The sequence below is a fragment of the Rhodococcus sp. IEGM 1306 genome, assembly GCF_036541985.1.
Classification (GTDB): Bacteria; Actinomycetota; Actinomycetes; order Mycobacteriales; family Mycobacteriaceae; genus Rhodococcus_F; species Rhodococcus_F qingshengii.
This window is the reverse complement of record NZ_JAZHFF010000003.1, coordinates 283,394-302,632: the sequence shown is the minus strand read 5'-3', so window position 1 is coordinate 302,632 and position 19,239 is coordinate 283,394. Positions and strand designations below refer to the sequence as shown.

Annotated in this window: 19 protein-coding genes and 1 pseudogene; 5 read left to right on the top strand and 15 right to left on the bottom strand. The window is 60.6% G+C overall.

Going from position 1 to position 19,239, the window contains the following annotated elements; all coding sequences use genetic code 11:
• The gene (locus V3587_RS10950) at positions 1-1,149 is read left to right on the top strand and encodes an acetyl-CoA C-acetyltransferase (protein ID WP_283376570.1); all 1,149 of its coding nucleotides are present in this window, start codon (positions 1-3) and stop codon (positions 1,147-1,149) included.
• Positions 1,150-1,203: 54 nt separating this feature from the next.
• Here V3587_RS10950 and V3587_RS10945 read toward each other — a convergent pair whose 3' ends face one another.
• Together V3587_RS10945 and V3587_RS10940 are read right to left on the bottom strand one after the other, a co-directional pair.
• A complete protein-coding gene (locus tag V3587_RS10945) occupies positions 1,204-1,521 on the bottom strand; it encodes a DUF4333 domain-containing protein (protein WP_124568850.1) in 318 nt (105 codons plus the stop codon).
• A gap of 95 nt (positions 1,522-1,616) precedes the next feature.
• Positions 1,617-3,017 carry a cytochrome P450 gene (locus V3587_RS10940; protein ID WP_283376571.1) on the bottom strand — a complete coding sequence of 467 codons (1,401 nt, stop codon included), beginning with the start codon at positions 3,015-3,017 and terminating at the stop codon, positions 1,617-1,619.
• 95 nt (positions 3,018-3,112) lie between these two features.
• Between V3587_RS10940 and V3587_RS10935 the strand changes: the two genes are divergently transcribed.
• A complete protein-coding gene (locus V3587_RS10935; protein WP_124568848.1) occupies positions 3,113-3,700 on the top strand; it encodes a TetR/AcrR family transcriptional regulator in 588 nt (195 codons plus the stop codon).
• Positions 3,701-3,747: 47 nt separating this feature from the next.
• Here V3587_RS10935 and V3587_RS10930 read toward each other — a convergent pair whose 3' ends face one another.
• Together V3587_RS10930 and V3587_RS10925 are read right to left on the bottom strand one after the other, a co-directional pair.
• Entirely contained in the window at positions 3,748-4,758 is a 1,011-nt protein-coding gene (locus V3587_RS10930; RefSeq protein WP_283376572.1) for an ABC transporter substrate-binding protein, read from the bottom strand.
• Between the two features lie 81 nt (positions 4,759-4,839).
• Positions 4,840-5,718, bottom strand: coding sequence for a bile acid:sodium symporter family protein (locus tag V3587_RS10925; protein WP_283376573.1), 879 nt, complete (start codon positions 5,716-5,718; stop codon positions 4,840-4,842).
• A gap of 132 nt (positions 5,719-5,850) precedes the next feature.
• On the opposite strand from V3587_RS10925, the gene V3587_RS10920 reads away from it, so the two are divergent.
• Genes V3587_RS10920 through V3587_RS10910 form a run of 3 tightly spaced genes read left to right on the top strand, consistent with a single transcriptional unit; the run spans position 5,851 to position 8,065 of the window.
• On the top strand, positions 5,851-6,123 hold the full coding sequence (locus tag V3587_RS10920) for a DUF2277 domain-containing protein (RefSeq protein ID WP_003945457.1): 273 nt from the start codon (positions 5,851-5,853) through the stop codon (positions 6,121-6,123).
• 5 nt (positions 6,124-6,128) lie between these two features.
• Positions 6,129-7,550 carry an alpha/beta hydrolase gene (locus V3587_RS10915; protein ID WP_331700272.1) on the top strand — a complete coding sequence of 474 codons (1,422 nt, stop codon included), beginning with the start codon at positions 6,129-6,131 and terminating at the stop codon, positions 7,548-7,550.
• 23 nt (positions 7,551-7,573) lie between these two features.
• Entirely contained in the window at positions 7,574-8,065 is a 492-nt protein-coding gene (locus V3587_RS10910; protein WP_200313768.1) for an NUDIX domain-containing protein, read from the top strand.
• Between the two features lie 369 nt (positions 8,066-8,434).
• On the opposite strand, the pseudogene V3587_RS10905 reads toward V3587_RS10910, so the two are convergent.
• The 11 genes and pseudogenes from V3587_RS10905 to V3587_RS10855 all read right to left on the bottom strand — a co-directional run.
• Positions 8,435-8,761: pseudogene (locus V3587_RS10905) on the bottom strand (transglycosylase family protein); the annotation flags it as partial.
• 489 nt (positions 8,762-9,250) lie between these two features.
• Complete coding sequence (locus V3587_RS10900) at positions 9,251-10,156, bottom strand: oxygenase MpaB family protein (protein ID WP_283376575.1); 906 nt, start codon at positions 10,154-10,156, stop codon at positions 9,251-9,253.
• Positions 10,157-10,180: 24 nt separating this feature from the next.
• Complete coding sequence (locus V3587_RS10895) at positions 10,181-10,738, bottom strand: mce associated protein mas1a (protein WP_235171323.1); 558 nt, start codon at positions 10,736-10,738, stop codon at positions 10,181-10,183.
• Entirely contained in the window at positions 10,725-11,945 is a 1,221-nt protein-coding gene (locus V3587_RS10890; RefSeq protein ID WP_283376576.1) for an MlaD family protein, read from the bottom strand. The genes V3587_RS10895 and V3587_RS10890 overlap by 14 nt, the downstream gene beginning before the upstream one ends.
• The gene (locus V3587_RS10885; RefSeq protein ID WP_283376577.1) at positions 11,942-13,006 is read right to left on the bottom strand and encodes an MCE family protein; all 1,065 of its coding nucleotides are present in this window, start codon (positions 13,004-13,006) and stop codon (positions 11,942-11,944) included. The genes V3587_RS10890 and V3587_RS10885 overlap by 4 nt, the downstream gene beginning before the upstream one ends.
• Positions 13,003-14,100, bottom strand: coding sequence for an MCE family protein (locus V3587_RS10880; protein ID WP_124568839.1), 1,098 nt, complete (start codon positions 14,098-14,100; stop codon positions 13,003-13,005). Before V3587_RS10880 ends, V3587_RS10885 begins: the two co-directional genes overlap by 4 nt.
• Positions 14,097-15,152, bottom strand: a complete 1,056-nt coding sequence (locus V3587_RS10875) for an MCE family protein (protein ID WP_124569050.1) — start codon at positions 15,150-15,152, stop codon at positions 14,097-14,099. Before V3587_RS10875 ends, V3587_RS10880 begins: the two co-directional genes overlap by 4 nt.
• Complete coding sequence (locus V3587_RS10870) at positions 15,152-16,183, bottom strand: MCE family protein (protein ID WP_283376578.1); 1,032 nt, start codon at positions 16,181-16,183, stop codon at positions 15,152-15,154. The genes V3587_RS10875 and V3587_RS10870 overlap by 1 nt, the downstream gene beginning before the upstream one ends.
• Positions 16,180-17,403: an MCE family protein gene (locus V3587_RS10865; protein ID WP_283376579.1), complete on the bottom strand. Its 1,224-nt coding sequence runs from the start codon at positions 17,401-17,403 to the stop codon at positions 16,180-16,182. The genes V3587_RS10870 and V3587_RS10865 overlap by 4 nt, the downstream gene beginning before the upstream one ends.
• Before the next feature lie 3 nt (positions 17,404-17,406).
• The gene (locus V3587_RS10860) at positions 17,407-18,264 is read right to left on the bottom strand and encodes an ABC transporter permease (protein WP_095970985.1); all 858 of its coding nucleotides are present in this window, start codon (positions 18,262-18,264) and stop codon (positions 17,407-17,409) included.
• A complete protein-coding gene (locus tag V3587_RS10855; protein ID WP_095970986.1) occupies positions 18,264-19,073 on the bottom strand; it encodes an MlaE family ABC transporter permease in 810 nt (269 codons plus the stop codon). Before V3587_RS10855 ends, V3587_RS10860 begins: the two co-directional genes overlap by 1 nt.
• Positions 19,074-19,239 lie beyond the last annotated feature (166 nt).

Sequence of the window (19,239 nt, the reverse complement as noted above, 5' to 3'; positions counted from 1 at the left end):
ATGTCCGAGGTTTACATCGTCGACGCCATTCGAACACCGATCGGCAAGAGGGGCGGCGCGCTGTCCGGCGTGCACCCCATCGATCTCGGTGCGCACGTCGTCAAGGCACTGGTCGAGCGCACCGGTATCGATCCCAGTGACGTCGACGACGTGATCTTCGGTTGCGTCGACGCCATCGGCGGCCAGGCCGGCAACATCGCCCGCATGTCCTGGCTCGCAGCGGGATTCCCGGAGCACGTACCCGGTGTGACGGTCGACCGTCAGTGTGGTTCGAGCCAGCAGGCAGTGCACTTCGGTGCTCAGGCCATCCTGTCGGGCACCGCGGATCTGATCGTTGCCGGCGGCGTTCAGAACATGAGCCAGATTCCGATCTCGGCAGCGATGATCGTCGGTCAACAGTACGGATTCGACACGCCGACTTCGGGTTCGGTCGGTTGGACCGAGCGTTACGGTGACCAGGAAGTCTCGCAGTTCAAGGGCGCCGAAATGATCGCCGAGAAGTGGGACATCAGCCGCGAAGAGCTCGAGAAGTGGGCACTGCAGAGCCATGAGCGCGCCAAGGCTGCAATCGCCGCGGGTCGTTTCGACAACGAGATCGTCGCCATGGGTGACGCGACCGTCGACGAAGGACCCCGCGAGACCAGCCTCGAAAAGATGGCGACGCTCAAGGTTCTCGTCGAAGACGGTCGCATGACCGCAGCGGTGGCCAGCCAGATCTCCGACGGCGCGAGTGCGCTGCTGCTGGCGTCGGGGGAAGCGGTGGAAAAGTACAACCTCAAGCCCCGCGCCCGGATTCATCATCTCAGCGCTCGCGGCGACGACCCGATCTTCATGCTCAGTGCGCCGATCCCGGCCACGAAGCATGCTCTCGCGAAGGCCGGTCTGAGCATTGAGGACATCGACCTCGTCGAGATCAACGAAGCTTTTGCCCCGGTCGTCCTGGCCTGGATCAAGGAAATCGGCGCAGATCCGGCCAAGGTCAACGTCAACGGCGGCGCGATCGCACTCGGCCACCCGCTCGGCGCGACCGGTACCAAGCTGATGGCCACGCTGCTCAACGAACTCGAGCGCACCGGCGGTCGTTACGGCCTGCTGACCATCTGTGAAGGCGGCGGCACCGCGAACGCGACGATTATCGAGCGGCTCTGACGCCTTGCTGTGCGCCTTTATTAACCGCGGGCGGTTAATAAAGGCGCACAGCAGTTAGTTGTTCGGCACATCCGCGACCTTGATATCGAAGTTCGCACTTTCACCGTCAACGCTGGTCACGGTAGCTGTGACGTCGTATTCGGTGCCCTGCTCGGTCAGGATGCACGTGATCGATGCGCCGACTTCGGCGTCGAGGTTCTCCGGACACGTCACGTCGTCGGGTGGCTCGCCGATCTTCTCCGCGAGTTGAGTGGAGATCTGACTTGCGACTTCGGACTTGTCCACTTGCGGCGTCCCGACGCTTGCCGAGCACGCTCCCGTGGCCAATGCCGCCGAGAGTAGAACGATTCCAACTGCAGGCCTCTTTGCCATGTGAACTCCCAGAGTGCGCCGGTGCTTGCTGCTGCCAGCTGGGATTACCGCATTCGGGACTGTTCAACCGACTTACTCGACGCAGTTTTCCGAGGTCAGCGTCGGCGGACCGTCAAGTTGAAGCCTTCGGGCATCAGGGTGAGCCGTTCGGCTACCTTCAACTCGTAAGCCGGATCAGCTTCGATCGTATATTTCTGCAAGATGGTGCCCAATACGAGGACCGCTTCGTGAATGGCGAATTGTCTTCCGATGCAGGCACGTTCACCGGTCCCGAAGGGTTTGTACACGTGCGCCGGCCTGGCTTTGATGTTGGCGGGCAAGAATCGATCCGGATCGAACGCCTCGGGATCGTTGCCCCACACCGGATCGCGATGAAGTGAGGGGATGAGGACGAGCATCCAATCACCCTTCTTCATCGGATACTTGCCGACGAGCGTGGTGTCTTCGAGTGCCGCGCGGCCGTAGGCGGGAGCGGTCGGCCACAGACGCAACGATTCGTCGAGGACGCGTCGCACATATCGAAGTTTCGCGATCTTCTCGAAGGCGGGTTCCTCACCCTCCCACACCTTGTCGACCTCGGCTCGAGCCTTGGCCAGCACCTCAGGGTTTTGCGAGAGGTAGTAGAGCGCGAACGACAATGCGCCGGAGGTGGTTTCGTGTCCGGCGACAAGGAAGGTAACGACCTGGTGGCGGATGTTCAGTTCGTCGATACGGTTGGGATCGTTTTCGCGTGCCGCCCGCAGCATCAGTTCGAGGAGATCTTCAGGCCCCGGTTCGGTACTTGTCCGCCGGGCACGGATCACTTCGTCCACAACCTCGGCCATGTACGCCTTGCGGACCTCGTCACGTTGATCAGCGCGACGAGCGAGCACTCGCCCGAGGGCGGTCGACTTCAGGAACGTCGTGCGTTGTGAATGGGAGAGTGCGCCGACCATCGCCTTGACGAACGGATGCTGCTCTTCACGTTCGAAAGAGTCGAACGAGTAGCTGAATCCAGTGCGTCCGATGGTCTCCAGTGTCAGCTTGGTCATGTCAGCGGAGACGTCGACGGGGGAGTCACTTTCACGACTGTCCCAGTGGTCGACCAACTCGCCGGCCACGTCGAGCATGGTGCGGTGGTACGAGCGCATCGCAGTCTGGCTGAACGCCGGTGCCAGGAGATTGTGCGCCTTGCCCCAGTTGGGCTCGTGGTTGTACGCCGTGAACAGTCCGTCGCCGCCGATTCCGCGTAGAGCTTTGACCCCGGGTGCGAGGTGTTTCGCGAACCGGGACTCGTCGGACAGTTCTGCCACCATGTCCGCGCCCGAGGCGAAGACGAAGCGATTGCCCAGGACGTTTCTTTCGAAGATCGGCCCGAGTTCTCGGCCGATGCTCACGGAGTTCTGCAGAGGCGTCCGGATGTTGATCCCGAGGACGTCGCCGAGAACTGGCAGGCGCCACGCCGGATGCGGGATCCGAGCATCGGTCGTCGCCTCTGGAGTGGTGTCGACGCTCATGATGTGTCCCCCGGGTGAGATCGCTTACTGAATTGGTGTCTAGTACGCAAAGTACGCCTTACTGAATCGGTGTCAAGTAGTAATCTGACTTGCCTATGGTTGCACCACGAAAACGCCTGGACCGAGAGCAGCGGCGCACGCAGTTGCTCGACATCGGCGCGCAACTTTTTGCCGACCGCTCGTACGAGGACGTGTGGATCGAAGAGGTTGCCGAGATTGCGGGCGTCTCGCGAGGGTTGATGTACCACTATTTTCCGACCAAGCGAGACTTCTTCGCCGCAATCGTCGAGCGCGAATCGCAGCACCTGCTCGAGGTGACCGCACCCGACGCGTCGCTGCCGGTGCGCGAACAAGTGGCAGCCGGGTTGGATGCGTACTTCGCGTACGTGAAGTCGCACAGCAGGGGAGTGCGCGCCATCAACGTGGGCACGCTCTCAGCCGAGGCCGGCATCCGAGCGATCGTCGAACGGGAACTCGAACAGCAGCAGATTCGAATCCTCGACGCACTGGAATTCGAGGGCGAAAAAAGACAGATCGCTGCCGTCGCAGTGCGGGGATGGATCGCTTTCGTCCGGGCCGTCTGCCTCGACTGGCTCGATCAACCTTCGATACCGCAGGAAGAGTTGAGAGTGATCTGTCTGCGGACCCTCTCCGGAGCATTGGGTATCGACCTCGAAACGTGAAATGTCGACCGCTCGGGAGCAGCCGGAATCTCTACGAACAAGTCCGACTAGTCGAGCGTCGAATAGAGTTCGTCCCAGCCCTTGGCTACGTACGTGTTGGTGTAGATGGATCCGTAGTACGTACTGCCGTGCAGAACGGTGACGTTCCCGGACTGCACGGCTGGAAGTCGTTGCCACAACTTGTTGTCCGAGAGTTGATCGAAGGTGGTGTCGCTGCTGTCGGTGACGGAAACCATGAACGCGTCGCAATCGCGAAGGCGATCCATCTCCTCGATGCTCAGCCGTCCCTGATTGTCGAAACCGGTTGTTTTCAAAGTTCTTCCGCCGATGTCGGCGAGCGTCATGTCGGTGGGTTGGCGATTCTTCTTGCCAGTTTCCTCCGACACGGGAAGGCTGTCGATGTAGATCGTGGCCTTGTCCGGACTGTAGGACAAGCTTGCGACGGTCTTTCCCGCGATCGCCGAAGCGTGTCGAGAGCGAATGTCGGTGATCAGTGCGTCGTAGTCGGTGATCAGGCGATCCATGGTGGGTGTTCGACCCAGCCAATCGGAGAGGCGGGTTAGGTTCTCCCGCCACGTTTGCTTCGATTCGGTCGTCAGGACTGGAGCGATGGCTTGAAGCTTTGCAGCGGGCCAGTACTCGTTGTCGGCGTTGACGCAGATGATGAGATCGGGTGCGAGTCCGAGGATCTGCTCCAGATTGGGCTTGTCGCTGAGGTATTCGGCCGAGCCGTCGACCGGAACCCACTCGGTGGCGGGTGAGATGTTGTATCCGAAGACCGGTAGTTCGAGGGCAATGGCGAGCTCGAGGTCGGTTCGGGCGTCGACGGCCAAGACCCGCTTGGGATTGGTCGGTATGTCGTAGGTTCCCAACGGCGTGGTGACGGTGCGCATTTGAGCGTTATCAGAGGCATTTGAACCGTCGCTGGAACTGCAGGACGACAGAATTGTTGCTACCGCTGCCATCCCGGCTCCGATGCCGAATCGGCGACGGGTCAGTGCGTCGACTAGTTCTTGCCAGGCGCGCTCGTCCGGCACGGTAGGTGTGGTGGTCAGCATTTTTCGATACCCTTCGGTCTGAGTCCGTATCGATCGTAGGGTCGGCGATACCAGATCACCTATATCGAAAACCGCCTGATCTTAGTCGATTTCGGCCAATGTCCGTGACTTACGGGTAATAGTGGCGCCGAAGGCCGCGGCGAGCGGGAACATCAGAACGCCGTACACCGCCGCCGGTACTGCCAATTGCACATTGTCGAGAAGGCTGACGGCGATGGTGATCGCCAGCGTGCTGTTGTGGATGCCGATTTCCATGGAACTGGCGATGGCTTGTCGGTCCTCGATGCCGAATATCCAGGGAACGACGTAACCGATCGAAAGGCTCAGCAGACAGAACAACGCAGCGACGGCACCGATGTCGACGAGATAGTCCGCGATGTTCTCGCGTTCGGATACAACCGTTCCGACGATCACCAGTGCCAGAACCACCGCAGATCCGATGCGGACGGGTTTGTCCATGCGCTCGGCAAAGGCGCTCGAGCGCAATCGAACCCACATTCCGAGGGCGACAGGAATCAGTACGACGGCAAAGACCTGAAGTACCTTCGTGAACTGCAGTCCGAGGGTGCCGTCCGCGTCTTCGGGTTCGAAGTACCCCAGCGCGAAGTTGGTGATCAGCGGAAGGGTCACCACCGCAATCACCGAATTGACCGCAGTCAGTGTCACATTGAGAGCAACATCGCCGCGGAACAGATGGCTGAACAGGTTTGCGGTCGTGCCGCCCGGTGATGCGGCGAGAAGCATCATGCCGACGGCGAGCAGTGGATCGAGGTCGAACAACGTGACCAGGCCGAAGGCCGCAGCCGGGAGCAACAACAACTGACAGATCAGGGCAATCGAGACGGCTTTCGGCGCTTTTGCCACGCGGGCAAAATCTCCGACCGTCAAGGAAAGCCCGAGGCCGAACATGATGATGGCGAGTGCGGCGGGTAGGCCGACGGAGGTGAGTGCAGAGTCCATGAGTTAGTGGCTACTTCCAGTCACTGGGGGAATTTCACTGAAACTACCGTGATGCCCGAATCTGCGTGGCAGTTTGGATACATTGATGTATCGAACCGTGACGGCGTCGGTGAGCAGGGTTATCGTCGAATTATGTGCCGAAACATCACTGAACTTCGTGGACTCGAGCCCGCAGCTACGCCGGAGGAGATCGAGGCAGCCTCTCGCCAATACGTACGTAAGGTGAGTGGGATAGCCAAGGTGTCCGACGCCAATCGAGACGCCTTCGAGCAAGCGGTGCGTGAGGTAACCGAAACGACGACACGCCTGCTCAGCGCCCTGCCGCCTCGTAGACAGCCACCGCAGACCGTCCCGCCGTTGCGTCGCCCGGAAGTACAGGCTCGGATCGCTGCTCGTTCGTCCTGACCCGAGTGGATCTCACAGATATCGACGTATGGGACGTCGAAGCCTTGGATCAACTGTCCGCTGGGCTGGAAGGCGTTCTGGTCGCTCACCGCGTCCGCGACATCCGTCGACGACTGACCACTCTGCGCAAAGAAGCCGTCGCCGACGATTTGCATATTCGTCAGGACGGAACCGTCTCTGCCGTTGCGCCCATCGCCGACGGTCACCCGCTCCACGTGCACGCCCAGTTGCTCGAGGTTGCAGTGCGAGAACTGATCGGTGAGGCATTACTCGTCAGCGCGGATCTTCATCATGCGTTGTCGCTCCGGTCCCAGGTCGGCACCGACCTCCGTGACAAAGCTGTGCGAGTGGGGGAGGAGTGGCGAGCGTTCAGCCCTGATCGGCAGCGTCAGAGGTTGCGCCATGCACCCGATCTGATCGCCAACCTCGACGGAATTCCTGCAGCGGTTCGCAGTCCTGCCAATCTCGATCGGATTCAATCGGAACGAGCACGGCTGCAAGATGATTCGGTGCGAATCTCGCAAGAACTTCACCGAGAGTTCTTCGGCGGCAGACTGAGCAACACCGGGGCCGGCCAGTGGTACGCCGAACGTAAACTCGAGGATTTGGACGCGCTCGACGAGTTGTTCCATGCCGAACCTTGTCGACGATTGCTGCTGATGGACATGCGCTCGGGTGAACGAGGCTTCGCCGCAATTGCGATCGGTGATCCGGACACCGCGGATCACATCTCCGTGACGATTCCTGGATTGAACACCAACGTCAAGGACTCGATGCGCGGAATGGTCGGCGAGGCAACACGATTGCGAGCCGAGGCGATGCGCCAACTCGAACTGGCCGGCCGAAGGGAAAGCGTGGCCACCATCGCCTGGATCGGATACGACGCGCCACAGGTGATCGGGCCTGGAAAGTTCGACATCGGTCGGGCCAGCTTCGACGTCAGTCGATCGTCCAAAGCAGGCATAGCCGCCGACGCATTGGGCAGCTTCTTTCACGGCCTTCGTGCTGCGTCGGTCAACGACCGCGTCCACATCACAGCGCTGGGCCATTCCTACGGATCGCTCGCGACTTCTCTTGCGCTGCAGCGCGGAGCCAGCGCAGCAGTCGACGACGTGGTGTTCTACGGTTCGCCCGGCGTGCGGGCCAAGGTGGAATCGGACCTCGGTATCGCCGACCGCCACGTCTATGTCATGAAAGCGGAAGGCGACAGCATCGCGGGGTTCGGCCGTTTCGGCGGCGATCCGACGCGCACCGAGTTTCATCGGTTGTCCACGGCTGAAGGAGTCACCCCGGACGGGGTCAAACACGAGCGGGCTTTCGGGCATGCGGAGTACGCGAGGACCGGGGACAACGGAGAACTGCGGATGTCCGGCTACAACCTTGCGGTTGTGGTTGCAGGGTTGCCGGAGTTGGTCGTTATGGCCTGACCTGCCGCCTTACAGTGGCACTCATGCATCTGAGGCATTCGGCCAGAGGGTTGGTCGTTGACGACCAGTCCCGTCTTCTGCTCTATCGATTCATCGCACCCGGGGGCGGGCTGACGGTCTGGTGTCCTCCGGGCGGAGGCTTGGAAGGAGACGAAATCCCGTCCGAGGCGCTCGCGCGCGAACTGGACGAGGAGATCGGCTTGCGCGACTACGGCGCCGCCACCCACGTGTGGCATGAGGAGATCCGTGATCCGACAGTATTGCCGGGTTGGGACGGTGCGATCAACGACTACTTCCTCGTGCCGGTGGAGGCTGCATTCGAGCCCTGTGGGTCGTTGGGGCGCGAAGCGCTTGCCGCCGAGTTTGTCGAGCACTTCGAGTGGTGGAGCGTTGACCGCCTTCTGTCACACGAAGGTCGAGAAGTGTTCGGGCCACGAGATTTACCCGACCGCTTCGCCCGCCTGGTCAAGGATGGGCCACCGAGTTCGCCGGAACGGTTTGTTCGGTCGTTGTAAGGGCTGCGAGGCAGTGGTTGCAATCGAGCCTTTGGGCATCGAAAGAGGGCTAAGCTGGGGTTATGGAGCACTATGTGCGCAAGGAACCCATCCCGTACGCGTCTACGGCGGCGCCGGTCACTTCGGGTAGCCGGGTCCGACGGATGCTCCAACGATGGTGGATGCGGCTTCGTAGGTTGATGGGTGACAGTAAGGCCAGCCGGTACACCTCGCTCGCGCCGCGGCATCCTGATGGATCACGCACTGACGTAACTTCTTTCAACAGCAGTGGCAGCGGAAGATAACTGTCGGTTGAAAGACACTGCCCGGTGTTCGTCGAGAATTCGACGAACACCGGGCAGTGACGCATTATGTGAGCTGGAATCAGCGGAGGTACTGTCCGCAGACCGGCCACGCGCCGGCGCCCTGACCGGCGAGGACGTTTTCCGCGACGCGGACCTGTTCTGCCTGGCTGGCGTTGGCGGCACTGCCCGCTCCGCCGTAGGCTTCCCACGTGCTCTGGCTGAACTGGAGTCCGCCGTAGTAGCCGTTTCCGGTGTTCGCAGCCCAGTTGCCCGAAGATTCGCATTCTGCGACACCCGACCAGTCGTGGGTGGCTGCAGATGCGGTGCCGGCGGTCAGTCCGACGGCTCCGGCTGCGAGAGCTCCGGCTGCGGCGACAGAGGCAAGGGCACGGGTAACGGTGGTCTTGGTCATTTTTTGTAAATCCTCTCGAGTCCCGCCGACGGAGGACGGTGACCGTCTCAGCTCCGCTCCCACCACTAGGAATGTTGTCGAGTCCGAACCGCGGGGTGGGACGGGCGGTGGCGATTCGGTAATGCCCGGTTGATCGGGCTGTCACCAACCATAAGAGATGATTACGGATTGGTCACGGGTCGGCGTGTCGACACATGTTTGTGCAACAGAAATGCATCAAAGAGTGTTTTCCCAGGTCGCGTGGCGATATGCCACCTCTCATGGCGTTACATAAACGAGATAAAGTGTGATGCAAGTCACTTCAAAAGCGCCTCGACGGCGTCGCTGCGCGGCGAATGTGTCGCTCGATCGGCCCGGTTTGTCGGCTTTTCGACCCGATTTCAGTCGCTCTGGAACCCCTGTCCAGCCGTGATCGGTTGTCGACCGACCGACCCGATTTACCTGCAGCGCAGCAGAATTGAAACGATCATCGCGCTGCCGGTCCTGGGCTCAAACGAGATTCTTGCTCGCCTTGATCCGACGGCGAATGTCGCGCATCTGAATGGTGTTGCCGGCCTGACGGATGGAGCGTGGGATGAACCTGTTGACGAACGACACGAAAATGAAGAGGTGTTCGAATCGGCGGCGATCGTCTTCGGTCCATTCGAGGTCGAGTTGGTCGCGGTAGATCGGTGGTAGGAATCCGACCGTCAGGAACCGCAGCAAGTTTCGGAACACCAGGCGTATCGGCCACGTGATCATTCGAAGGTTGACGAGGTCGACCAGATACTGCTTGGTGCGTTCGTCGATGACGACGCGTTCACAACCGAGGTTCCAGTAGCGCTCGAAGTCGGCGCGGGTGGCCGGCCACATCTCCTCGGTGACCTGCAGCGTCGTTCCCAACGTTGATGCGGACTGATAGAACGATTCCGCCTGTTCTTCGGACATCTTGCCGTGCAGCAACTGATGACTGTCTTCGAAACCGATGAACAGGCATGCAGCAACCCATAATTGGAGTTCGCGATTGAAGGCGTTGTACTTGACCGGGCTGTTTGAATCCGACTTCACATATCGGTGCACCGAGTTCACGGCCTCGCGGTAAGCCTTTCGCTCTTCCTCGTTACCCAGGATCGCGACCGTCAGGTACTGCGTCGTGGTTCGTGCGCGCTTCCACGGATGCACTGTCAGAGCACCCGATTCGACCTTGCTCTCCATGACGCCGTATGCCACCTCGGGCCAACCGAGTTGCAGGATGACGTTGGCAGCGGCTCCGGCGAACGACCAGAAATCGAGTGCGTCGGTGATGTGTGCGGGTTTACGTGCCCACCGCCTACGCTCGGCCGTGACGGTGATGCGTGTCTGATCGGTTCGAAGAGACGACTCGGACTTTTCCGAATCCAGGTAGTGAGTGGGCATCGATCTTCCTCCGTGAGGGGTGAGTTACTTGGTCTCGACGTTGCTCACGAGCCACCGGTCGTCCGAGCGGACCAGGGATATGACCATCCGGTACTTCTGTGTATTGCCTTCTGGCGCAGCAACGTTCTTGGCCTGCTGGTCGACGAACACGAGTACTTCGGCCGACGAATCTTCGAGCGTGTCGATGCCGACGTCTGTCGCTGTCGCGCTCGCCTGACCTTGGCCTCCAGCGACAACCTCGCGCAGTGAATCGACCATGGTTCGGTAGGTGCCGGCAAATTCGTCGGTCGACATCGACGCGATGGTGTCCTTGTTGGCATCGAGGTTCTGATAGTCGAAGGAGGACATGATGGTCGAGTACTCCCTCGCGGTGTCCAGCGCTTCCTGCCGCAGCGTGTCTTCCTGATTCGCCGAGTACATCTGGAATCCGAGAACCACCAATGCTGCGACCAGCGCTACCGCCATTAGTGAGATCAGTGCGTTGCGTGGCTCCTTCAGGCGGCGAAGTAGCGACGGAGAAGTCGGATGTTCGGCCACCTCGGCTTCTGCCTCGTCGAGTAGTGCGTTGTCACCGTGTGCCATTTCCCAGTCCTTCCAACATCAATCTCCAGTAGTTCAGGGCGTCGACTCCGGTCGGAATCAGAATCGGATCTGGGACGACGGGCGGTCCGATCGGCGTGCCAGGGACCGTCGAGTTCTGCAATCCGAGGTCGTTCGGGCGGGGAGCATTCTGTGCTCCGCGTTGGACGAGGTCGTCGGCGGGGGGACAGTACATCGCCAGACTCGGACTGGTGGGGGAGAGATCGCCTACCTCTCGCCTGGGAGTGTCGTAGTTGCACACCGGCCCTTGCGTGGCAACCAACGCGAAATCGGCGCGATCGCCTTTGACGATGGATGCCAGTTTGGCAAGTCCTTCGGGGATCGTGACCAGTCCGGTTTCCAGGGCGTCCGTGCGGTCGGAGATGATCGGTGCGACGGTGACGAGATTGGCCAGGACCGCTCCGAAAGTGTTGTGGTACTTGTCGAACAACTGTTGAGCGCTGTTCAGGGCGGCGGGCGAATGATCGGTGAGGTAGATCAGCACCGGAGCGTTGGATTCGAGTTGTTCGGTGAAGTTCTTGGCAGCCGCCATTCCTCGGACAAACGAATCCGATTGTGTCGCCATGGAGTCCACCAACGTGGAGGTTCGCGACAGCAGCGCGGCGAGTTCCGCCGACTGGTCGTTCAACTGCGCCGACATGGTCCCACCGTTGTCGATCATCGTCGCCAAGCTCGGGCCGAGCCCGTTGAACGATTTCCCCAATTCGGTCCCGATGTCGCTGATCGCTTGTGGATCAATCCCTTCCAGGACACCGGACGCCTGAAGCATCAACTGGCTCATCTGCACCGGCTGCTGATCCGCGGGCATGGCGATCTCGTCGCCATCTCGGAGATAGGGGCCGTGATCCGTGGTGGGGTAGATGTCGACGTTCTGGATTCCGGCGGCTGTACCCATCGTCACCTTGGCGACGCTGTCGGTGGGTATCTCCGTGTTGTCGTTGAGTGAGAGTTCCACCCGAGCCGAGCGGGTGCCTGCGTCGAGTTCGACTTCGCTCACCTTCCCCACCTGCACTCCGCGATACGTGACGACCGTGCCCTTGGTAAGTCCGAAGGCGTCGGACATGTTGGCGTGCAGCCGGATTTGGCCACCGAAACCCTGAGGGCCGACCACGTAGACGATTCCGAAAGGGATGACTACAGCGGCGATCAGAGCGAACAGGACGAGTTGAACAAGCGCAAGGCGACTCAACGTGGACCTCCCTGAAGTAGATCGGTGAGAGTTCCCGCCGGCGCGATCGATTGACCTGCCATACCGCCGCTCCACAGTTTGTCGATCGTTCCCGGAATATCCAGAGCGCCGTCGAACACGAGGTAGTCACCTTGGACTGCCCTGGTGAAGTTTTCGAGCAACCCGTTCATGTTCGCCAGTGTCTGGCCGATCTCCGAATTGAACGAATCCAGAGTTCCCACAACGGTCGACGCATCGTGCAGCATCGCGTCGAGCCCGTTGGGTGAGGAATCGAGGATGGTGTTTGCGTTGGTGGCGAGCTGAACGGTCGAGTTCAACAGGCTCGCAATCTGATCCTTCTGTCCGACGAGAATCGACACCACCTGTGGAACGGAATCGAGGTAGTTGTCGACAACTACCCGTTGCCCAGCCAGTTGGGAGGAGACCCGGGCAGCGAGGTCGACGGCCTCGTCGAACTCGCTGCGGTGACTGCTTGCCTCTGCCATCAGCGAAGTGAGGGTCTCGGTCAGAGAACGAACTTCACCCGAGCGCCCGGAAAACGCGGTGTTCAGTTCGCGTACAACGGTGTCGAGTTGATCGATACCGCTTCCGGTCAGAACCGTGCCGAGGGTGGCAAGTGCACTTTCGACCTGCGGACCGATCTCGGTGCGAGACTCCGGAATCGTGTCGCCGTCGCTGAGCGTGGAGCCGGACGGAACTTCCGGCACCCGAAGTCTGATGAAAGGGTTTCCCAGTGCGGACGGGAGTTCGACGGATGCTTCGACGTTGTCCGGCAACTGCGTCGCGGCGTCCAGACTCAGCGTCACGTCGGCTCCGACGACGTCGGCTGACAGTGCGGATACTCTACCGATGACTTTCTGGCCGCTGCGGACGTCTGCTCCCAGCACCAGACCGTCGGCGCCGGCCAACTGTAGCGCCACGTTGTACGCGTCACCGTCGGCCGCACGACCCAGCGGAAGGTCCTGAATGCCTGCGCTACAGCCGCCGAAGGCGAACACGGCCGCACAACCCACACCGATGATCGTGGCACCGGCGACTATTCGAACCGAGTGTCGCGTCAATTGCCACCTCCGGGGACGGCTCCGCCGGAAATCGCGGAGGCGATGCCGAGCGGATCAGAAGTACTGAGGGGGAAGGAAATCGGATTCGTGAACCCGGCCCCGGTGCAGATCGGCAACTTGTAGGTGTCGCACAGCGGTTTTGCAACCGCGAACTGAGTCAATGCAGTCGAGACGTTGAGCCGGATGCGCCCGCGCTGATCAGGGCCGATAGTTTGGGAGAGATTCTGCATCATCAACGGCACCAGGTCCATGAACTCGGCGAGGCCAGGTTGTTTGGAAGCCAGAGTGTCACCGAGAACTCGCACGTTGTCGGCTATTGCGCCGACATCGTCGCCGTGAGTTGTCATGAAACTGTTCAACTGGTCGAAGACGACCTGCAGATCCTGCAGAGGCTGTGAGATGTCCATGTTCTGGCCCGCCCACTGATCACCCAATACGCCGAGGTCACCGACAAGTTCGTCCAGGCTGACCTGCCGCGCGTCGAGAGCATTCATCAACGTGTTGAGATTGTCGACAAGGGCACCTATGTCTTCCGACCGTGCGCCGACAACTCCGGTTGCCGTGCTGAGGTTGCGAATTGCGGTATTGAATTGATCGCCTTGGCCCTGCCATCCGGCGGCGCCGCGGCTCACGAGATCACCGAGATTGCCTCCGTCCCCGGCAAATGCGTCGGCCAAAGTGCTGACGCTTCCCATCAACCCGTCGAAATCTATGGGGGAGTGGGACCGTTCGATCGGAATCTGATCGCCGTCTTTCAGCGTCTCTCCGCCGGTGTACGCCGGACCGAGTTCGATGTGGCGATCGCTGATAACCGACGGATTGAGAACATAGGCCGAAGCGTCGGCGGGCAGATCGACGGAGTTGGGCATCGACATCGCCACTCGAACAGAAGTTCCGCGAGGTTCCACCGACGTGACTGTCCCGACGCCGACTCCGAGGACGGTGACCTTGCTTCCCTCGTAGATCCCGCCGACGTAGCTGAAATCGGCGTAGACGGTCTTGGACTGATCGGTTCGTCCGAAGACGTACCAACCGGGGAGTGCAATAGCCAGGGTCACGACCAGCATGGCAGTGACAGCTTTTCGTGTGTTCACTTGCAGCCCTCCATGATTCCGAGCGCGCAGAGCAGGTTGTCCGGGATCACGGCCGCCGGCGCGTTGACGTCGGTCCAATTACCGGTGCCGGTGGAGTCGGTGACCGAACGCAGAGCGGAAGGAAGACGAGTCAGCAGCAGGTCGATCTGATCTGCGTTGTTCTTCAGCGTGGTGGTGACCGCGACCAGGTTGTCGGTCATGGCCCCGAACTCTTCCTGACGATCGACGAAGGTGGTCGAGAGCTTCGAGATGATGATTGTCAGGTTGTCGACCAGTTGAGTCAAGGCGTCCTTGCGCATCGCAAGAGTGCGAACGATCGTCTGAGCATTGGCCGCAGTACCGACTATCGAATCGGTTTGTGCCGCAGCCATGTCCGACAGCTCGCGGGACATGCTGAGAATCTGGTCGATCTGCTCACCATTCTGCGCGAAAGCAGCCGAGGCGCCGCTGATTCCGGCCAGAGCCCGGCCCACCTGATCGGAATCCGTGGGAATCACCTGCGAAAGGGTGTTCATCATGGACTCCATCGCCGCTAGGTCGACACCCGTGGCAGCATTGGTGGCGTCACTGCTGACGTCGTCGAGGCTGTACGGCACCGTAGTGCGGGAAAGCGGAATGACCCGCCCGTCGGAGTCGTCGACCACGCCGGCCGGCACGATCTCCAGGTAACGCTTGCCCAGGACCGTCTTGAGTCTCACAGTCGCCGTGCTTTGGTTTCCCAAGGGTTGATCCTTGTCCAAGCGGAAGTTGACGACCACGTGGTCGCCGGCAAGATCGATCGAATCCACTCGGCCCGCGGGAACCCCGGCAACATAGACGGGGTCTGTGTCGGAGAGCCCGCTGGCATTGGCGAACTCGGCTGTGTATGCCGACGTGCGGACGTTGTACCAGAGTTTCGGAATGCCCAGTGCGGCGGCGAGTCCCACCACCAGAACGAAGATTCCGAGACTACCCAGCGCGAGAGCTGTTCCGCTACCGCTGCGTCGGCGATCCCCTTTGAACAGGAAGAGCATGATGCCGACGAACACGTCGATCAGTTTGACCAGGAACATCATGAGCACACCGGTGAATGTGTCGGACCGAAGATGTTGGCCTCCATGTCGCCTGCCTTCAGAGTGAAATTGCACAGATACAGGCTGATGAAACTTCCGTAGCTGCCGATACGGTTGGCGGCGTCGGCGAACTGGGGAAGGTTGGTGACCAGCCTGTTGAACTCGTCGGTGCTCGCAATCCAACTGCCGGTGACACTTTCGAGTTGTTGCACGGTCTGACCGAATGCGCCGTTCGACCCGGCCATGATCTGAGCCAACGACGAGACAGTGCGGTTTCCCTGGTCCAAGAGCGAGACCAGTTGATCGTTCTGCCCGACGACGGCGGTGCTCAGGCTGTTCAAACCGTCCAGCAGACTGACCAATTCGGGTTGGCGCTCGTCGACGGAGGTGAGAAGAGTGTTCATGTTCGTGAGTAGTTGCGCGAAGACGTCCTGACGGTCTACCAGGCCGGAACTCATGGCCGCGATCTGATCGAGAAGTGTGGTCATTGCTTGGCCCTGACCGTTGAAGGTTTCGACAAAACTCCGCGTGAGAGTGTTCACCTGCTCGGGCTCGAGTGCGGCGAACAACGGTTTGAAGCCGTTCATCAGTGCGGTCAAGTTGATCGGCGGAGTTGTCTGCGCCAGCGGTATCGTGTCACCTGGTTCGAGCTGTTGTGCGGATACCGTTGTCGCACTGTGATCCTGGGTCAGTGCCAGGTATCGAGCACCCAGCATGTCGCCGTAACGAACTGCGGCACGGACATCCGACTCGAGTGAATACTGTGATTCGATTTCGACGTCGACGATCGCCTTGCTCGTACCGCCGCCGTTGTCGGCAAACGCGACCGAGTCCACGCGGCCGACGCGCACACCCGACATGGTGACAGGGTTACCCGGGTTGAGTCCTTCGACGTCGGTGAACTCGAACGAGTACGAATCAGTGCTTCCGCGAACCGGAACCGACAACGTGTTCGCCACGAACGACGCGCAGGCGACGCCGGTGATGCAGAAGAGTGACAACCGAATTACCTGGCCAGGACGGACCTTCACGGGACGGTCACCTCGTTACCTCTGACCAGCGGCCCCAACATCAGTGTTGTTGCCGGGTTGGGGGTGTCCGACTGCTCCGGCGAGCCGCTCTGCAGTTGGTCTTCGAGGTATCGCAGCGTGGCAGCCTCGGCTTCGCCGCCCACGACCGGGGCACTGACGGGTTGCATTGGCGTCAGGTTGGCGCCGGAACATTGCGCGCCGCGCGAGTCCCCGTACTGCGGGCAATCGGCGCCCGTGTAAGGGAGCGGTTCGGCGAACGTGGCGACTGCTGTGATGTCGAACTTTCCGGTGGCGAAGACCCGAGCTCCGGCGGCGCCGAACGTGCTGGCGTTGGCGAGAGTGGAACGCAGTCCGTCGGGATTGGCGGCGGTGGTCGCGAGTATCTTTCCGGCGGAATCGATCACAGTGATGATGTTGCTGTTGTTCGTCGCGACGAAATCGTCGACGGTCGCGGCGAATACGGCCGCCGCGCCGATCGAGGTCTCGAGGTTCGCCCTGTTGGCGACCATGTTGTTCGAGACGGATGTGGCTGCGGCGAGGGTATCGAGAATGTCGGGGGTCGCGCGGTCCAGTGCGTCGACGACAGTTCGGAATTCCGGAGTGGATTGCAGGAATTGGTGGGCGGCAGGAGCCAGTGCACCGGAAGCGGCGCTGAGATTGTCTATCGTGGTACCGATCTCGGCTCCGTTTCCGTCCAGAGCTTGGCCGAGTGCGGTCAGAGCCGTTTGAAGTTTCTCGGGTTGCATCGCTGTGAGGACTCCGACCAGCTTGGTGTACACGTCGTAGAGGGCGACGGCCTCGGGTCCGTCGTCCATGCGGATTTCGTCACCGTCCGCGAGGGTCGTTCGGCCCTGTCGCGTCGGGTCGTCCACGAGTTGCATGTAGATGTCACCGAAGAACGTACGTGGAACGACGCGAGCCATCACGCCGGCGGGAATCTTTGATGCATCGTCAGTCTGTATCTGTAGTTGCACAACGGATTCTGTTGTTCCTGATTCGATTTCACCGATTCGGCCGATGTTGACCCCGTGGTACCGGACCGGTGCCTCGCCGCTGATCAGGCCCGCCGTGGCCGGAACCGCGACGAACACGTCGGTGCTCTGCTCGAGGTTTCCGGATCCGCGTAGCACCATCGTCACTGCTGCCACGACGGCCACCACGATGGCGATGGTGCCGCGCAGTGCATAGACGATCTTCGTGCGTGTAGTGAGTCTGTCCACGGCTCAGATCCCCATTCCCGGGATCTGGGGGACGAGGCCCCACAGGCCGAAAGTCATCAGCACGTCGAGGATTCCGATCGCAAGGATGGCGGTCCGAAGCGCGCGGCCGGCAGCTTGACCGACACCCGCCGGTCCGCCCGAGGCGTAGTAGCCGTACGCGCAGTGCACGAGCGCGACGACGGCGGCGAAGACCACCGCCTTGAGTCCCGAATACAGGAGGTCCTGCGGCGAGATCGCCAGATGGAAGAAGTAGTCGTAAGTACCTGCCGACGCGCCGTTGAAGAACACGACGACCAGTCGGGTCGAGAGGTAGCTGGCCAAGAGTCCGATCATGTAGATCGGGATGACGCAGATCATGGCAGCGATCACCCGCGTACCGGCGAGGAACGGGATCGATCGGATCGCCATGGAGTCCAGGGCGTCGATCTCGTCGGAGATACGCATGGCCCCGATCTGGGCAGTGAAACCCGTTCCGACTTTGGCTGCCAACGCGATAGCGACGACAACAGGTGCAAGTTCGCGTGTGTTGGCAACCGCGGACAGCATGCCCGAGAGCGAAGTCATGCCGACAAGTTCGAGACCGCGATGTGTCTCCACACCCAGCATCATCGCGGCGGCGAGAGACATCGCGAACACGATGCCGATGGTTCCGCCGCCGGACAACAGCGAGTTCGTTCCGAAGCTGACTTCGCTGATCTGTCCGAGCACGTGTTTGCGGTACTTGGTGAGAGCGAAAGGTATCGAGGCGATGGTGCGGATGTAAAAGGTGACGTGCTGACCGAGCGATACCAAGCCGTCGCCTGCGGTCCGTAACGGCCTGCCGGCCTGACGCGCTCGGATCCGGAGATCGACGAGTGACATCAGAATTCACCGACTGCCGGCACGATCACGGTGTACAACGCGGACAACACCGTGTTGACGATGAAGACGAGCGCGAACGCAATGACGACCGCTTCGTTGACTGCGTCGGCAACGCCGCGAGGGCCGCCCTTTGCATGCAGACCTTTGAAGGTGGCAACCAAAGTCGAAGCGAGTCCGAAGATTGCCGCCTTCACCAAAGCCATGACGAAGTCGGAAGATCGACCGTACTGACTGAACGTTGCCATGAACGTTCCGGCGGGAAGATGCTGGACGTAGATGTGGTACAGGTAGCACGCGATCACACCGCCGAAGGTCACCATCGAACACAGTGCAAGGGAGACGATCACTGCTGCAACCAATCTCGGTGCGACCAGGCGCTCGATCACGTCTATGCCCATCACTTCCATCGCGTCGATCTCTTCACGGATCTTTCGTGAACCCAGATCCGTGCAGATCGCCGATCCTGCGACACCGGCCATCATCAATGCGCACACCAATGCCGCGGCTTGACCGACGATGATGAAAGCCACGACTGCCCCGGAATAGCCACCAGCGCCGATCCTGCCTGCCAGTTCGCCGACCGACACGGCGATGAAGACACCGATCGGAATCATGAGAAGCAACGATGGGCCGGTGCTGACGCGGCCGATGAACAGGGTCTGAGTAACCGTCTCGTGCAACGAGAGTCGTCTGCGGAGGATTGCCGTGAACAGGCCGAAGAGTGCCTGAACCGAGAATCCGATCAGATAGCCCCCCTGTAACGCTACGTCTCGCACCGGGCCCTTCGCGGCTGGTAGCTCGTACGTCATCTAATTGAATTCCTTTGCAGATCAACAGTGTTCGGCACGGAGTTCGAACTGTTCGAGCGCTGGCGGTCGAGCGAACTGCCTGTGAAGCATCTCACACATATATGTGTCCAAGCAAGCATTATGTGAACCGAAATTCTCGTCGACTTGTCTGCAGTGTTGATCGAAT

Excerpts from the sequence above, each read along its gene's own strand:
- V3587_RS10945 (WP_124568850.1), bottom strand. The coding sequence starts at position 1,521 with ATGGCAAAGAGGCCTGCAGTTGGAATCGTTCTACTCTCGGCGGCATTG.
- V3587_RS10940 (WP_283376571.1), bottom strand. The coding sequence starts at position 3,017 with ATGAGCGTCGACACCACTCCAGAGGCGACGACCGATGCTCGGATCCCG.
- V3587_RS10925 (WP_283376573.1), bottom strand. The coding sequence starts at position 5,718 with ATGGACTCTGCACTCACCTCCGTCGGCCTACCCGCCGCACTCGCCATC.
- V3587_RS10895 (WP_235171323.1), bottom strand. The coding sequence starts at position 10,738 with ATGGCACACGGTGACAACGCACTACTCGACGAGGCAGAAGCCGAGGTG.
- V3587_RS10930 (WP_283376572.1), bottom strand. The coding sequence starts at position 4,758 with ATGCTGACCACCACACCTACCGTGCCGGACGAGCGCGCCTGGCAAGAA.
- V3587_RS10935 (WP_124568848.1), top strand. The coding sequence starts at position 3,113 with ATGGTTGCACCACGAAAACGCCTGGACCGAGAGCAGCGGCGCACGCAG.
- V3587_RS10855 (WP_095970986.1), bottom strand. The coding sequence starts at position 19,073 with ATGACGTACGAGCTACCAGCCGCGAAGGGCCCGGTGCGAGACGTAGCG.
- V3587_RS10920 (WP_003945457.1), top strand. The coding sequence starts at position 5,851 with ATGTGCCGAAACATCACTGAACTTCGTGGACTCGAGCCCGCAGCTACG.
- V3587_RS10900 (WP_283376575.1), bottom strand. The coding sequence starts at position 10,156 with ATGCCCACTCACTACCTGGATTCGGAAAAGTCCGAGTCGTCTCTTCGA.
- V3587_RS10860 (WP_095970985.1), bottom strand. The coding sequence starts at position 18,264 with ATGTCACTCGTCGATCTCCGGATCCGAGCGCGTCAGGCCGGCAGGCCG.
- V3587_RS10875 (WP_124569050.1), bottom strand. The coding sequence starts at position 15,152 with ATGTTCCTGGTCAAACTGATCGACGTGTTCGTCGGCATCATGCTCTTC.
- V3587_RS10950 (WP_283376570.1), top strand. The coding sequence starts at position 1 with ATGTCCGAGGTTTACATCGTCGACGCCATTCGAACACCGATCGGCAAG.
- V3587_RS10910 (WP_200313768.1), top strand. The coding sequence starts at position 7,574 with ATGCATCTGAGGCATTCGGCCAGAGGGTTGGTCGTTGACGACCAGTCC.